At 39.3% G+C, this 15,209-nt stretch carries 10 protein-coding genes; 9 read left to right on the forward strand and 1 reads right to left on the reverse strand.

The features are described 5' to 3' along the window. The first annotated feature begins 100 nt into the window (after positions 1-100). From ACM46_RS02500 to ACM46_RS02530, 7 genes are all read left to right on the forward strand, one after another. A complete protein-coding gene (locus ACM46_RS02500; RefSeq protein WP_048505026.1) occupies positions 101-1,513 on the forward strand; it encodes a PSP1 domain-containing protein in 1,413 nt (470 codons plus the stop codon). Beyond that, on the forward strand, positions 1,506-1,970 hold the full coding sequence (locus ACM46_RS02505) for a gliding motility lipoprotein GldH (protein WP_048505027.1): 465 nt from the start codon (positions 1,506-1,508) through the stop codon (positions 1,968-1,970). Before ACM46_RS02500 ends, ACM46_RS02505 begins: the two co-directional genes overlap by 8 nt. 6 nt (positions 1,971-1,976) lie before the next feature. Then, positions 1,977-4,355: a penicillin-binding protein 1A gene (locus ACM46_RS02510; protein WP_048505028.1), complete on the forward strand. Its 2,379-nt coding sequence runs from the start codon at positions 1,977-1,979 to the stop codon at positions 4,353-4,355. Positions 4,356-4,430: 75 nt separating this feature from the next. Next, positions 4,431-5,972, forward strand: coding sequence for a protein adenylyltransferase SelO (locus ACM46_RS02515; RefSeq protein ID WP_048505029.1), 1,542 nt, complete (start codon positions 4,431-4,433; stop codon positions 5,970-5,972). 87 nt (positions 5,973-6,059) lie between these two features. Continuing rightward, a complete protein-coding gene (locus ACM46_RS02520; protein WP_157859414.1) occupies positions 6,060-7,394 on the forward strand; it encodes a T9SS type A sorting domain-containing protein in 1,335 nt (444 codons plus the stop codon). Positions 7,395-7,759: 365 nt separating this feature from the next. Continuing rightward, the gene (locus ACM46_RS02525) at positions 7,760-8,608 is read left to right on the forward strand and encodes a T9SS type A sorting domain-containing protein (RefSeq protein ID WP_048505031.1); all 849 of its coding nucleotides are present in this window, start codon (positions 7,760-7,762) and stop codon (positions 8,606-8,608) included. Between the two features lie 75 nt (positions 8,609-8,683). Further along, on the forward strand, positions 8,684-9,961 hold the full coding sequence (locus tag ACM46_RS02530) for a DUF6080 domain-containing protein (RefSeq protein WP_241485956.1): 1,278 nt from the start codon (positions 8,684-8,686) through the stop codon (positions 9,959-9,961). A gap of 45 nt (positions 9,962-10,006) precedes the next feature. Here the strand turns inward: ACM46_RS02530 and ACM46_RS02535 are convergent, their stop codons facing one another. After that, entirely contained in the window at positions 10,007-10,555 is a 549-nt protein-coding gene (locus tag ACM46_RS02535; RefSeq protein ID WP_048505032.1) for an SPOR domain-containing protein, read from the reverse strand. 182 nt (positions 10,556-10,737) lie between these two features. Here ACM46_RS02535 and ACM46_RS02540 point away from each other — a divergent pair, with 182 nt between their 5' ends. Together ACM46_RS02540 and ACM46_RS02545 are read left to right on the forward strand one after the other, a co-directional pair. Beyond that, the gene (locus ACM46_RS02540) at positions 10,738-12,099 is read left to right on the forward strand and encodes a c-type cytochrome (protein ID WP_048505033.1); all 1,362 of its coding nucleotides are present in this window, start codon (positions 10,738-10,740) and stop codon (positions 12,097-12,099) included. A 23-nt stretch (positions 12,100-12,122) separates the two neighbouring features. Then, positions 12,123-15,188, forward strand: coding sequence for a TAT-variant-translocated molybdopterin oxidoreductase (locus ACM46_RS02545; RefSeq protein ID WP_048505034.1), 3,066 nt, complete (start codon positions 12,123-12,125; stop codon positions 15,186-15,188). The last annotated feature ends 21 nt before the right edge of the window (positions 15,189-15,209 follow it).

Here is a 15,209-nt window from a genome sequence, read left to right on the forward strand (position 1 = left end):
ACGTTTAATGTTAAACAATAACGATATTGAATATTTAAGTATTTTAGAATTGCATAAAGATAAATTTACATAAATTTGCAAGATTATAAAAAATAGTTATATGAGTTGTGGATGCAAAACATCCGGCGATTCTGCCCATTCATGCGGCCCAAAAAAAACCGCGAATGGCTGTGAAAATGTAAATACCTGTGGTAATAGTTATAAATTAAGTGTTTTTGACTGGCTTTCTAACATCAACAATCCCGCATCGAACAGGTGCGACCTTGTAGAAGTTAGATTTAAAAATGACAGAAAATCGTTTTATAAAAATGTAAACAATATCCCTTTACATATAGGTAGCGTAGTAACAGTAGAATCCAGCCCGGGACACGATGTAGGCGTTGTAAGCCTCACCGGAGAATTAGTAAAGATTCAGATGAAAAAGAAAAAAGTTTCTGAAGAATCTGCACTCAAAATATACAGACAGGCTAACCAAAAGGACCTGGAAGTCTGGCAGGAAGCCAGAAAAAAAGAAGACGGCGTAAAGCTTGAAGCACGAAAGATTGCTCACAGAATCGGTCTTGAAATGAAAGTGACCGATGTGGAATACCAGGGAGATTCTTCAAAGATCACCTTTTATTACACCGCTGACAACAGAGTGGATTTCAGACAGCTGATCAAAGAATATGCAGGTGCTTTCAGAACCAAAATCGATATGAAACAAATCGGTTTCAGACAGGAAGCAGCTAAAGTAGGCGGTATAGGATCATGTGGAAGAGAACTTTGCTGTTCAACATGGCTTACCGATTTCAGATCTGTAAACACCAATGTAGCCAGATATCAGCAATTAAGCATCAACCCTCAAAAGCTGGCAGGACAGTGTGGTAAACTGAAATGCTGTCTGAACTATGAGCTGGACAGTTATCTTGATGCCCTAAGTAATTTCCCTTCTTCTTCCACCACTCTGGATACGGAAAAAGGAAGAGCATTCTGCATTAAAATAGACGTTTTCAAAAAGAAAATGTGGTTTGCCTATGTAGACAGCTCTATGGCATGGTATGACTTTGATATTGACCTTGTTAAGAAATTGATTTCAAAAAATAAAAGAGGAGAAAAGATTCTTCCTTTAGAAGATCTGAAACAACCTGATATTCCTAGCCAAAGCATCGATTTGATTCAGGAAAACAATGTAGACCGTTTCGAAAAGAAGAACAGAGGAAACAACAGGAACCGAAATCAAAACCAAAACAGACCGAACAACAACGGACAGGGGCAGCAGGGACAAGGACAGGGACCAAGAAAAAACAGACCGGAAAGGACTGAAAGAACCGAGAGACCTGAGCGATCTGAAAATCCTAATGCCAATTCCGGAAATCAGCCGAGACAGCAGCAAAAGCAACAGCCTAAACCGCAGCAGCCCAAAGCACAGACGGAAAAAGCCGATGCCTCTGCCAATCCGGAGAAAAAACAGCAGAATCCGAACAAGAAGAATTTTAAAAAGAAATTTCCTCCAAAAAAAGATAACAATGCGTAAAATTTTAGGATTATTACCTCTTATCCTTTTCTTTAGCTGCCATTCTTCCTCAGAAGAGAATGTCATCATGAATTCCGTGAACAATAAATGGAATAAGAAAAGCGAACAAAAATTTAATCTTGAAGTTTCAGATCCGCAGAATCCTAAAAATATTATATTTGTCGTAAGAAATAACAATACGTATCCTTACAGTAATATAAGATTTATTGTAAACTTCACCAATCTCCAGAACAAAAAGAAGGAAACAGACACCCTGAATTATGTACTGGCAAAACCAAACGGCGAATGGCTTGGTACAGGTTTTGGTGATACGAAGGAAGCATTATTTCAGTATAGAATGAACTACAAATTTCCGGGAAAGGGAAAGTATGAAATCAGCCTGATTCAGGCGATGAGGAATGATAACCTTCCGGGAATTGAAGATGTTGGAGTAAAACTAGAAACGGCTAAACCGTAACCATCAATGGAAGACAACAGAAAAAACGCAGGAAATAAGGGAAAAACCTTCCCTCTTCCTCCCAAAAAGAACAAAAATACCTCTTGGAAAAGATGGGTTAAATTTATTTGGATTGGACTCATTGCGGTCGTTTTAGGTATTTCAGGACTTTTCTTTGCTGTTTCCCAGGGTTTTCTTGGAGAAATGCCTGATGTAAAAGAGCTTGAAAATCCGGATATCTATGTAGCTTCAGAAATCATTTCATCAGACGGGGTGTTACTCGGAAAATTTGAAAAGGAAAAAACGCAACCCATTACATACAAACAACTTCCACCTTACCTTATCTATGCTCTTCAGGCTAAAGAAGATGAGCGTTTTAAGGAGCATTCCGGGATCGATTTAAAATCTATCCTGAGAGCGGTACGATATGGAGGTGACCGTGGTGGGGGTTCTACCATTACCCAGCAGCTGGCTAAACTTTTGTTTACGAAAGAGCCTTCTAAAAATCCTATCAAAAGGATGATTCAGAAGCTGAAAGAATGGTCTGTTGCCGTAAGCTTGGAAAAGCGTTATACCAAAGAAGAGATCATCACACTTTATTTTAATAAGTTCGATTTTACATATAATGCGAACGGTATTGAAATGGCTTCGAAGATTTATTTTAACAAAACAACGTCTGAACTTACTCTTCCTGAAGCGGCGGTTTTTGTAGCCATGTTAGAAGCGCCTATCGCCAATAACCCTATGAGAAATCCTGAACGTTCCAAACGAAGAAGAGATGTGGTTTTACAGCAAATGCTTGAAACAGGATATATAGATCAGGCAACCTACGAGAAAGCATTCAACACGCCTGTAGAAGTAGATTATCATCCGATTAAAAATATCAACGATGACTACTCTGCTTACTATAAGTTTTATTTAAGAAAAGAAATCGACAAGTATCTTGAAGGTTACGAAAAAGAAACCGGAAAGAAACTTAATCTATACAAAGACGGATTAAAAATTTATGTAACCCTTGATTCAAAAATGCAGAAATATGCAGAAGAGGCCATCAAGGAACATTTAACAGATCTACAAAAGAGGTTTGATGCCGAACAAAGAGGCAGAAAAAACAGACCTTTCTACTATCTGACGGATAAGCAGGTGAACAGTGTCATGACCCAGGCCATGAAGAGAACCGGCCGTTACAAACAGCTGAAAGCAGCAGGCGTTACGGAAGATTCTATTTTACTGGAATTCCACAAACCTATTAAAACTTCCCGTTTTACATGGGCCGGAGAAGAAGAGGTGGAAATGTCTCCGTGGGACTCTATCAGATATCACAAACAGATTGCTCAGGCAGGTTTGATGTCTATGGTTCCGGGAAGTGGAGAGATCAAAGCATGGGTAGGTGGTATAGACTGGCAGCATTTCCAGTACGACCACATCAAGCAGGGTAAAAGACAGGTAGGATCTACCTTCAAACCTTTCGTATATGCCACAGCTATTATGAAGCTTGGAATGACCCCATGTTCAACAGTTTCCAACGGCACTTACGATCACAAAGGATGGCATGTTCCGGGAAGAGGAGGAATGCTGACCTTAAAAGATGCATTGGCCCACTCTCAAAACCCGGTGGCAGCACGTCTTATTGAAATGACCGGAGTAGATGCCGTTATTCAGACCGCAAGAGACTTAGGGGTTACAGAAGATATCCCTAGAAATAATACCATTGCCTTAGGTTCATCAGATATCACTATTTATGAGATGCTAGGTGCCTACAGTACTTTCGCCAACTATGGAAACTATAACAAACCGGAAATGATCTGGAGAATTGAAGATGCCAACGGAAGGGTAATTAAGGAAGTGAATGTAGAACCGAAAGAAGTAATGAACCCAATGTATGCCTACACCATGATTGAACTCATGAAAGGGGTTGCACAATACGGTACTGCTTCAGGAGAATTAGGAAGAAGAGGAATTTCAAAAGGCGTGGAAATCGCAGCCAAAACAGGTACTACACAGAACAACTCAGACGGTTGGTTTATGGGGATCACTCCAAAACTGGCAACAGGAGCCTGGGTAGGATGGGAAGACAGGGCCACCCACTTCTTCGGAACCGGTGAAGGTCAGGGTGCAAAAATGGCACTACCGATCTGGGCCATTTTCATGAAGAAAGTCTGGGCAGATAAATCCCTGGGAATTACGCCAGACGATAAATTCATCAGACCATCGGATTGGAAAGACGGATGTTCCAATCTTAAAGGTTTAGGAGAAGGATACGGAGACGACGGAGGACTTCAAACGATTGACGAGATCAAAAATCCAAAACCTGTAGATAATACTCCTAAAAACAATACAGATAAAAAAGAGGAAAACATCAATGACAATCTGCACTCCACCGATGAGGTAGATTTCAATAAATAAATTCTCTTTTAGAAATACATAAGACCTTTCAATAATTTGAAAGGTCTTTTCTTTTATAATTAATACCTTTGATCTATGAATATTGAACAGATCACACAACCTTTTACCGATATATTTCCAGGGGATATTTCCAACAATCCGATGCAGAGAAACACCCCGAAAGTTTTATTTTCAACCGTAAAGCCTGCCGGGTTTGACGGACCAAAACTGATTGCTTTTAATCAAACACTCTCTGAAGAAATCGGACTTGGATCCTATAAAGAGAAAGATCTGGATTTCCTTGTAGGAAACAATCTTCCCGACAATGTAAAAACGTATGCAACAGCTTATGCAGGACATCAGTTCGGAAACTGGGCCGGGCAGCTGGGAGACGGAAGAGCCATCCTTGCCGGAGAAATCACCAATAAAGAAGGCAAAAGAACGGAAATCCAATGGAAAGGAGCCGGAGCAACCCCTTATTCCAGACATGCAGACGGAAGAGCCGTCCTAAGATCGTCGGTACGCGAATATCTGATGAGTGAAGCCATGCATCATCTTGGTGTTCCTACAACAAGGGCTTTAAGCCTTGCCTTCACAGGGGAAGATGTGGTAAGAGATATCATGTACAATGGCAATCCCCAACTGGAAAAAGGAGCGGTAGTGATAAGAACTGCGGAGAGCTTTCTTCGTTTCGGGCATTTTGAACTGATGTCTGCTCAGCAAGAGTACACAACGCTGCAGGATCTGCTTGATTTTACGATTGAAAATTATTATCCGGAAATCACAACGGACGGTATTCAGAAATACAAAGATTTCTTTAGTACGATTTGTATCAGAACTGCTGATCTGATGACCGAATGGTTCCGTGTAGGTTTTGTACACGGTGTTATGAATACCGACAATATGTCTGTTCTGGGATTAACAATAGATTACGGTCCTTATTCTATGATGGATGAATATGATCTGAATTTCACCCCCAATACCACCGATCTTCCCGGAAGGAGATATGCCTTCGGACAACAAGGACAGATTTCACAATGGAATCTATGGCAGCTGGCGAATGCCCTTCACCCGATCATTAAAGATGAAAAATTTCTGGAAAATACATTGAATCATTACGGAACCTACTTCTGGGAAGCCCATGATAAGATGCTTTGCAGAAAATTTGGTTTTGATGAACTGAGAGATACGGATGAAGAATTTTTCACCAACTGGCAGGGATTGATGCAGGAACTTCAGCTGGATTATACTTTATTTTTCAACCAACTTGAACAATTACAGCCTGAAAGTGATATCAAAGCGCTTTTTGAAAATGTATCGTATGTGATTTTAACCGATCAGAGAATCAAAAAACTGGAAGATTTTGCTAAAACATATCAGGAAAGAGTCTCAACAAATAGGATCTCAAAAGAAGAATCGCTATCCCTGATGAAACAATCTAACCCCAAGTTTACGTTAAGAAATTATCTTCTTTATGAATGCATAGAGGAAATAAGCAACGGAAAGGCGGAAATGTTGCAAAAACTTACTCATGCTTTGGAAAATCCATACGAAGAATTGTATCCTGAATATTCCGTAAAGAGGCCTTCAGCTTATGATGACACCACCGGATGTTCTACACTTTCTTGCAGCTCATAATACATAAAATACAGTATTCGTGTTATTTAGATGGATTATTTTTATCATATTACTGTTTTTTTGTTATTTTTAACAAAAAAATATCTTATGAAAAGAATTCTATTTTCAATTACAGCATTATTAATCAGCTCTGCTGCATTTTCTCAGTATTGGAGTACTCAAAATTCAGGATTTGCAGCCGCTTCAAGAGGAATCAGCGGCATGGAAATGTATGACGCCAATACGATTTGGGCTTTTGCTTACAATGGAGTAACTACAACTGCTAACGTTCAGGAATTTACAAAAACATCTAATGGAGGAACTACCTGGACAGCAGGGACTATTAACGTTGGCAATACCGCTTTGAGAATCACCAATATCTCGGGTGTAAGTGCTACAACAGCATGGGTAGGAGCTTTTGACAATACAAACGGACTGGGAGGTATATGGAAAACTTCGGATGGAGGTACTACATGGACCAACCAGCTTATGCTAACCACGGCAGGACAATCCTGGACCAACTATGTTCATTTTTTTGATGCCAACAATGGTATTATTGGTGGAGATCCGGAGAGCGGCGAGTTTGAAATCTATACAACATCCAACGGAGGAACAACATGGACAAGGGTTCCGGGAGCCAACATTCCTAATCCTCTGACAGATGAATATGGTTATAATGGTGGATATTATGCTGTAGGGAACAATATATTCTTCTATACAGGAAAAGGAAGAATTTACAAATCAACAGATAAAGGTTTAACATGGACCGTACTGGCCACCAACTCTATCATTGGTGATTTTGGAGGAACCACTGAAAGCGGAGATATGGCGTGGAGTGATTCAAATACAGGAATCATTGTCAGAAAAACTTTCACAGGCACCACTCCGACAGGGCTTCAGTTCCACAAAACAACAGATGGAGGAGCTACATGGTCACAAATTACCTACACCGGACTTACTGCTGCCAATAACATCAGTGATATTACCTATGTCCCGGGTACTGACATTTTGCTAGCAGTGAGCTCATCGAATACCAACGGAGGGTCCTGGAAAAGTAAAAACGGTACGAAATGGACTGCCATAGACACCGGAGTACAACATCTAAGTGTAAGATGTTCTGATGTAAACACTTGTTTTTCGGGAGGATTTAATACCTCTGCTACTGTAGGAGGAATGTTCAAATCTACACAAGTACTTGCTACTTCCGAAGCAGTAAATGCAGCAAAACAGACCATAATTTATCCTAATCCGACAAAAGGGGAAATCAACATTAAAACCGATCAAAAAATTAAAATGATTTCTGTAGTGGATATGTCCGGAAAAACGGTCATTAAGACAGATTCAGGAAAAACGGATTTATCTTCTTTACCAAAAGGAACTTATATAATCAAAGCAGAGCTTAGCAACGGTACAGCGGCAACCGAAAAAGTGATCAAGCAATAACGACTATATTTTAAAGATCTATTTAAAACTCATCCTGCGGGATGAGTTTTTCATTTAAAATAGACCGCATCATCTTAAAACAGACAGCCTCACATATAACTTAACTTTATAATTATCTTATTTATTGTGCATCCATAACAAACGCCCCGAGATACTCCAATCAGTTATAAGTTCTTTACAAAATCCTTATGGAAATTGTCCCCAAAAATAGGTTGTAAATAGGTTGTATACCTAAAACGACACAACTAAACACTCTACATTCCCACATGCCAATTGACAGATAAATCACACTATTTTCTTAATTTTATTGAATCTTTTGTACCATTATGTGATTTTTTCACTATTTTTAGAAAAAAAATATTACTATGAAAAAAGCTCTCCTTTCTCTAAGCTTATTGCTTGGAATTACAGCATCGAATGTAAATGCGCAGACATTACTTTCTGAGAATTTTGAAGGTGCAACATTTCCTTCTACTGGATGGACCAGAACTCAAACAGTAACTACCAGACCTTGGCAGCTTACCAGCTCATTTCCTACAAGTACTTCAGGCTTCCTTATTTCAGGTACAAAATCTGCCGGAGTAGACTATATCGCACAAAGTAATGATGCATCGTTGGTAAGCCCTGCATTTTCACTAGCCGGCGCAACAGCACCTGTTCTTAAATTCAAGGTGAAAGTAGGCTGGGCATATATGATCAACCTAAATGCAGGAAACCTATTAGCTCAGATATCAACTGATGGTGGAACAACATGGACCACGCTCTGGAATGAAGATACGGAACCTGGCTTTACTGATGATGGTGATGGCAGTAACAACACAGATAATTATAATACAGTAGCTGTACAAAAAAGCCTTACAACATACATTGGACAGACCAACGTGAAGATCAGATTCCAGTATGTAGCCAATGATGCGGATGCCGTTTCTATAGATGACATTCAGGTTTTAGGAGCTCCTTCACTTGCTACGAACGAAGTGGGCGCCAAAGCTAAAATCAGTGCGGACATCTACCCTAACCCTACGAAGGGAGAAATTAATATCAAAACTGACAAAAAGATCAAATCGACCACCGTTTTTGATATGAGCGGAAAATCCTTATTCGAGAATGAATCGGACAAAGCAGATATTTCTCACCTTTCAAAAGGAACTTATCTGGTGAAAATTAACTTTGCTGACGGAAGCACATCTACCAGAAAAGTAATTAAGGAATAATCACATCACCATAATCTTTAAAACTCACCGGACATGGTGAGTTTTTTTATTTTATTTTTGCAAAAAAACTGAAAGGTGTCTTTTATCAAAACAAAACTCATTCATCTCTTAAAACAGATATTCCCCTCTTCATACACAGAACTGGCCGTATTTCTGTTTTTCCTGATCTGCTACGGAACATTAGGCACTTATATTGCGCTTCATTACCGGATTATTTTTGACAGCAGAATTCCCTGGGATGCTTATTTCAGTTTTGACAACAAAGCTATTGTAATGACGGGTGGAAGTTTTGAGCGACATCCGTTGGCTTACTATTTTTTCAACTGGATCAGGGAATTTTCTCTTATGATTTCAGGAGGAAAAATGGACGCTTCGTTCAGACTTACCCTTGCCTGGCTAAGCAATACAGCCATAAGTCTGTGTATGGTTCAGATCTTCAAATACCTGAAAAACATCATCCGGCTTCCGCTTGCCATCAGTCTGATATTGATTCTTTTCTTTGGCCTTTTTTCTACAAGCATCATTCTTTCTTTCACTCCGGAAAATTTCACTTATACCCTTCTGCTGCTGAGTATTTATAATTATTACGCCGCCATAAAACTGAGGAAAGAAGAAAAAATACCCGGATCTGCTCTTACGCTTGCCGGAATTACAATCGGAGGGCTTACCATCACCAATATTGTGAAGGTTTTCATTCCGATATTGTTTGAAAAAGATCTTTTCAGAAGCTGGAAGAAATTCGGGAATGCCGTTTTCCGTGTGATTCTTGCAACAGTATGTTTTGCATTTCTTTATTTACTGAGAATTGATTTCAAATACCAGAACATCTTTTCAAAAACCAATCAGCAGTACGAAAAGTTTTCCAATGTAGAATCTATTCCTGACTGGGATATGATCCTTTCCTATTTTTTCGGAGGAAGTATTCTGTTTCCAAGCTTCATGACTACGGACAAACACAATATGAAAGGGTTTGATTTCAAAGGTCTTTTAATGGAGCCTTATTCATCAGCGTTTTGCTATGCTTTTGTGATTGTATTGCTGGTATTGATTTTATGGAGTTATTTTAAAAATTTCAGAAATAAACTGGTCCAGATTCTGGTTATCTCCTTTGTAATTGACATTGTAATTCACTGCATCATGCGATTCGGATTGCACACATCTTACATCTACGGAGGACATTTTGTTTTCGTGTATCCGCTGCTTTTGGGATGGTTGTTTTATGCCTACAGATCAGAGCCGCGAACTATATCTTTTTTAACGGTTATAATGGGGATTATGCTCGCTTTTCTCCTTACCAACAATCTTTTCAGAATGTCTGATTTTTTCCAATTTTTAGAGACTTATTACCAATAAAAAAGCCGGAAAAAATCCCGGCTATATATTCTAGTTTGCTATTTTTTATTTTGCTTCGGAACAGAAAATTCTGTACTGTACGGCGATGGCCGATTTAAAGTATTCTCTTATTTTCGAAAGATCCGATGATGCACTCTGCTTCGTAAAGTAACTTCCCGCAAGAATTTTGTAGTTTGGCCTTAAAGAAGCATCCGTTTCCACTTTTAAATTAGGGAATCTTTTTCTGAAGTAAGCTTTCACCTCATTGGCTTCTTCATTGCTTTTTACCGTTGTAATCTGAATCTTAAATCCTAGAATTCTAGGGTTTTTACGGCATATTTCCGCATTGCTCAGCTCTCTGCTCGGTACGTAAATCTTTGGCGGCTTCGTAGGAGTAACAATTCCGCTGTCTGTATTATTTTCCCTTACGATATTACCTCCTGTTGTTTTGGAACATTTATCTTCAATTCCTTCCAAAGCAGCGTTTACTTTGGAATCCATCGTCATAATAAGCTCGGTACCGGACAAAGTATCTCTCTGAACAACCTGTTGGGCTTCAACACTATAAAACCCAAATAAAGATACGATTGAAAATATTTTGATTAAATTTCTCATTTAAACTTGTTTCTGCAAATCTATTAAAATTAAAAAATTATACCAAACAACGCTATTTAGAATCAATACAAATTAAACGGAAATGATATTTTCCCTTTTCCATATACCGTTAAATTCCTGTTAAAAATATTATTTTTGCGGAATTGATTGGTTCAATATTTTACTAACATAAGATAATTTAAATGATTAGTTGGAGAAAGCATTATAAACAAACGTTGATCGCAATAGGCTTATTGCTATCGACAAGTGCTTCAATTTACGGGCAAGACGGCGATCCTAAAAACGGAGAGAAACTTTTCAAAGCGAATTGTACTGCATGTCACGCGCTGGACAAACAGGTAATAGGACCACCTCTAAAGGGTGTTGTAGAACGTGTAAAGACAGAGGGCGGTGTAGACAAAGATTGGCTTCACAAGTGGATCAAAGACAACAAAGCTCTGAGAGCTTCTGGGGACAAATACGCCAATGAAATTTTTGAAAAATACAATAAGACTGAAATGCAGGTCTTTCCAAATCTTACAGATAAGGATATCGACGACATTTTAGCATTCACAACTAATCCGCCTGCTCCTGAGCCGGAACCGGCTGCTACTGCAGGTACGGCTACGGATGCAGCAGCAGCTGCACCAGCAGACAAGACTACTACAAGTGTTGTCATCATTTCACTTCTTGCCATTGCTGCTTTATTGGTTTGGATCTTAATTAAACTAAGACAATTAGTAAAATTAGGTCAATCCGAAGACTTAGCAGGACTTAATGAGACAAGAGTTAAATCTTTCAGCGAAATCTATGAAAAATACCACTATGTAGGTAAAGCAGTATTGGGTATCCTTGCTCTTCTTGCCGCTTATGGTGTTTGGAACTGGATCATGTGGATCGGGGTTTACAAAGGATATAAGCCTGAACAGCCTATCTACTTCTCTCACAAAATTCACGCTGGAGAACAGAAAATCGACTGTCAGCTATGTCACTCCAGTGCTAAATATGGTAAAGTATCTGAGATTCCTTCTATGAACGTTTGTATGAACTGTCACAGAACAATTTCTGAATACAACGCCAAGCATTACATGGAGCCAGGAAAAGATAAAGCATTCTACGATGGTGAGATCCAGAAGATCTATGCCGCTACAGGATGGGATCCTGCAAAACAGCAGTACACTGGAAAAACACAACCGGTTGAATGGACCAGAATCCACAATATGCCAGACTTCGTATACTTCAACCACTCTCAGCACGTAGTAGCAGGTGAGCAGGCTATCATCAATTCTTTCAACAAAAAGAATCCAAACAACAAAATTGATGTTGTATGTAAGGCTTGTCACGGTAAGATTGACACAATGAATGTTGTTCAAATGGCTAACGACTTTACAATGGGATGGTGTATCGAATGCCACAGAACTACTGAGGTTGATATGAACAACGGTTATAATAAAGAATACTTCAAGAATCTACACGACAAGTTGAAAAAACAATATCCTCAGGATGGCGGTAAAATCACAGTAGATGCAATTGGAGGTCTTGAGTGTGGTAAATGTCATTATTAATAACTAAAAAATTAGAAGTATAAATGGCTTCAAACAAAATACAATTTAGAAGTATTCATGAACTTAAAGATCCGGCTTTAAATAATAAGCTGGCTCAGAAAGAGTTTCAGGAAGAAATTCCGGTAGAAGATTTCCTTGGAGATGCTGAACAGAACGGATCCAGTACTTCAAGAAGAGATTTCTTAAAAATATTAGGATTCTCTACAGCAGCCGTAACATTGGCTGCCTGTGAAGCTCCGGTAATCAAAACGATTCCTTATGTGGTAAAGCCACATGATATTATTCCAGGAGTTCCAAATTATTACGCTTCAACATATTTTGATGGTTTCGACTTTGCCAGTGTTTTAGTAAAGACCCGTGAAGGTAGGCCTATCAAAATTGATCCGAACCCGGCAGCTGGTGATTTAGGAACAACCAATGCAAGAGCTCAGGCAAGTGTACTTTCTCTTTATGATAATGATAAAGTAAAGCAGCCTAAACTGGACGGTAAAGATGAGACTTTCGATAAAGTAGACAGTTTTGTTCTTAAAGGTCTGGCAGATGCAAGTGCAGCGGGTAAAAAGATTGTGCTTTTGTCACACTCTTTCCCTTCCCCTACTTTCAAAAAGCTATTTGCTGAATTCAAAGCTAAATATCCTACCGCTGAACTGGTAACTTACGATGCTTATCCTCACTCTGCAGCTTTAGATGCAGCTCAGGAAGTGTTCGGACAGAGAGCATTACCGGTTTACGACCTTAAAGGTTCAGAATTGGTAGTTTCTTTCCAGGCTGATTTCTTAGGAGATTACAACGGAGCAAGCTTAGAAACATCTTATGCAGCAGCAAGAAAGCCAGGTCCAAACATGTTGAGACACATCCAGGTGGAAGCCAATATGTCTTTAACAGGAGCTAATGCTGACTCAAGATACAGATTAAAACCAAGTGCTGTAAACAAGACTTTAGTTGAAGTTTACAATGCAATCGTAGGAGGTGGTACTTCTGATAAGACCGCCGCTGAAATTGCAAACGAACTTAAAGCGAAAGGCAGCAAAGCTGTTGTTTTAGCTGACAGTTCTAAAGGAGCTCAGGTTTTAGCACACTTAATCAACCAAAAATTAGGTTCAGTTGCTTTCACAGGTAAAGCTAACTTCCTTAAAGAATTTGATAAAGCAAGATACCAGGAATTCTTAGGATGGATAAATGCAGGTCAGGTTGGCGTATTGATCGCAAACAATGTAGACCCTATCTACTCTCATCCAAAAGGAGAAGATTTCAAAAAATCTTTAGCAAAAGTTGCTTGTGTAGTAGCGGTAGCTGATAAGAAAAATGAAATGTACAAAGCAGCGAAAGCTGTAATTCCGGTAGCCAACTGGTTGGAGTCTTGGGGAGATATTGAGCCTCAGACAGGAGTATATTCATTAATGCAGCCTACGATCCAGAAGATCTACAAATCAAGACAGATTGAAGAATCTCTATTGGTTTGGAAAAATGGTAAGAACAATGCTGCTAACAATTACTACGATTATCTAAAAGGAAGCGCGGCATCTATCTTAGGCGCTACTTCTTTCAACAAAGCTTTATATAACGGTATCACGACTTCCAATAATGCAACTGCATTATCTTACTCAGGAGGAAATGCTGCTCAGGCTATTGCTGAATTAGGAAACTTCAAGCCTTCTGAATTAGAATTAGTATTGTATACCAAGTCTTCAATGGGTGACGGTACTCAGGCCAACAACCCGTGGCTTCAGGAATTACCGGATCCTATCACAAGAATGTCTTGGGATAACTATCTGACGATTTCTCCAAAAGACGCAGAAAAATTTGCCATAGACAACGACCTTAATGCAAGAATGCAGCTGGACGGTTCTATCGTAAACCTTACTGTAAACGGAGTAACAATAAAAGACGTTCCTGTATTTATTCAACCGGGACAGGCAGAAGGATCTGTAGGTCTGGCGCTTGGATATGGTAAAAAAGACTCAGGAACTACAGCTGATACAGGGGTAAATGCTTATCCATTATTTGACGGTTCAAACCTTACTCTTTCAGGAGTTAAGATTGAAAAAACCGGAGAAGATCATGAATTCGCAGGAATCCAGCTTCAGAATACTCTAATGGGACGTTACGAAATTGCTAAGGAAGTTCCTTTAGCTGAATTCATCAACGTACCTTTCGATGACGAACATAAAGGATGGAACAAGCCTTTGGAATATCACACGATCAGTGGAGCTCTTCCAGCAAGAAAGATTGACCTTTGGGATGCTTTCGATGATACGGACGGACCACACTTCAACTTATCAATCGACTTAAACTCTTGTACTGGTTGTGGAGCATGTATCATTGCTTGCCAGGCAGAAAACAACGTTCCTGTAGTAGGTAAAGAAGAGATCAGAATGTCCAGAGATATGTATTGGTTAAGAATTGACCGTTACTACTCTTCAAGACAAAAAGTAGAAGTATACGAAGGATTGAAAGAAGGAATGGCAGTACCTGAATTGTACGGTACGGCATTCGGAGACGGAGGTGCTTTAAATCACCCTGCAGACAATCCTGATGTAATCTTCCAGCCTGTAATGTGCCAGCACTGTAACCACGCTCCTTGTGAAACTGTATGTCCGGTAGCGGCTACTTCACACGGTAAGCAAGGTCAGAACCACATGGCTTACAACAGATGTATCGGTACCAGATATTGTGCAAACAACTGTCCGTACAAAGTAAGACGTTTCAACTGGTTTACATATAACTTAAATGACAAGTTCGATTTCAACATGAATAACGATCTTGGAAGAATGGTACTAAACCCTGACGTAGTTGTAAGAACAAGAGGGGTGATGGAGAAATGTTCAATGTGTATCCAGGAAACTCAGGCTACTATTTTAGCGGCTAAGAGAGAGAACAGAAAAGTAACAGATACTGAATTCAAGAATTCTTGTGCTTGTGCTGCTGCTTGTTCTACCGGAGCAATGACGTTCGGAGACATGAATGACAAAGAATCTGAAGTGAGAGAATTGTATTCTAGCAACAGAAGATATTATTTACTGGAAGAGATCGGAACAAAACCAAACGTGTTCTATCACACTAAAGTAAGAAACAGAGTAGAAAAATAAAGTTTAAATAATAAATAGGTA

The sequence above is a fragment of the Chryseobacterium angstadtii genome (assembly GCF_001045465.1).
Classification (GTDB): domain Bacteria; phylum Bacteroidota; class Bacteroidia; order Flavobacteriales; family Weeksellaceae; genus Chryseobacterium; species Chryseobacterium angstadtii.

What these genes read in the sequence shown, in the direction of transcription:
- ACM46_RS02500 (WP_048505026.1), top strand. Translation starts at nt 101, where the DNA reads ATGAGTTGTGGATGCAAAACATCCGGCGATTCTGCCCATTCATGCGGC.
- ACM46_RS02505 (WP_048505027.1), top strand. Translation starts at nt 1,506, where the DNA reads ATGCGTAAAATTTTAGGATTATTACCTCTTATCCTTTTCTTTAGCTGC.
- ACM46_RS02510 (WP_048505028.1), top strand. Translation starts at nt 1,977, where the DNA reads ATGGAAGACAACAGAAAAAACGCAGGAAATAAGGGAAAAACCTTCCCT.
- ACM46_RS02515 (WP_048505029.1), top strand. Translation starts at nt 4,431, where the DNA reads ATGAATATTGAACAGATCACACAACCTTTTACCGATATATTTCCAGGG.
- ACM46_RS02520 (WP_157859414.1), top strand. Translation starts at nt 6,060, where the DNA reads ATGAAAAGAATTCTATTTTCAATTACAGCATTATTAATCAGCTCTGCT.
- ACM46_RS02525 (WP_048505031.1), top strand. Translation starts at nt 7,760, where the DNA reads ATGAAAAAAGCTCTCCTTTCTCTAAGCTTATTGCTTGGAATTACAGCA.
- ACM46_RS02535 (WP_048505032.1), bottom strand. Translation starts at nt 10,555, where the DNA reads ATGAGAAATTTAATCAAAATATTTTCAATCGTATCTTTATTTGGGTTT.
- ACM46_RS02540 (WP_048505033.1), top strand. Translation starts at nt 10,738, where the DNA reads ATGATTAGTTGGAGAAAGCATTATAAACAAACGTTGATCGCAATAGGC.
- ACM46_RS02545 (WP_048505034.1), top strand. Translation starts at nt 12,123, where the DNA reads ATGGCTTCAAACAAAATACAATTTAGAAGTATTCATGAACTTAAAGAT.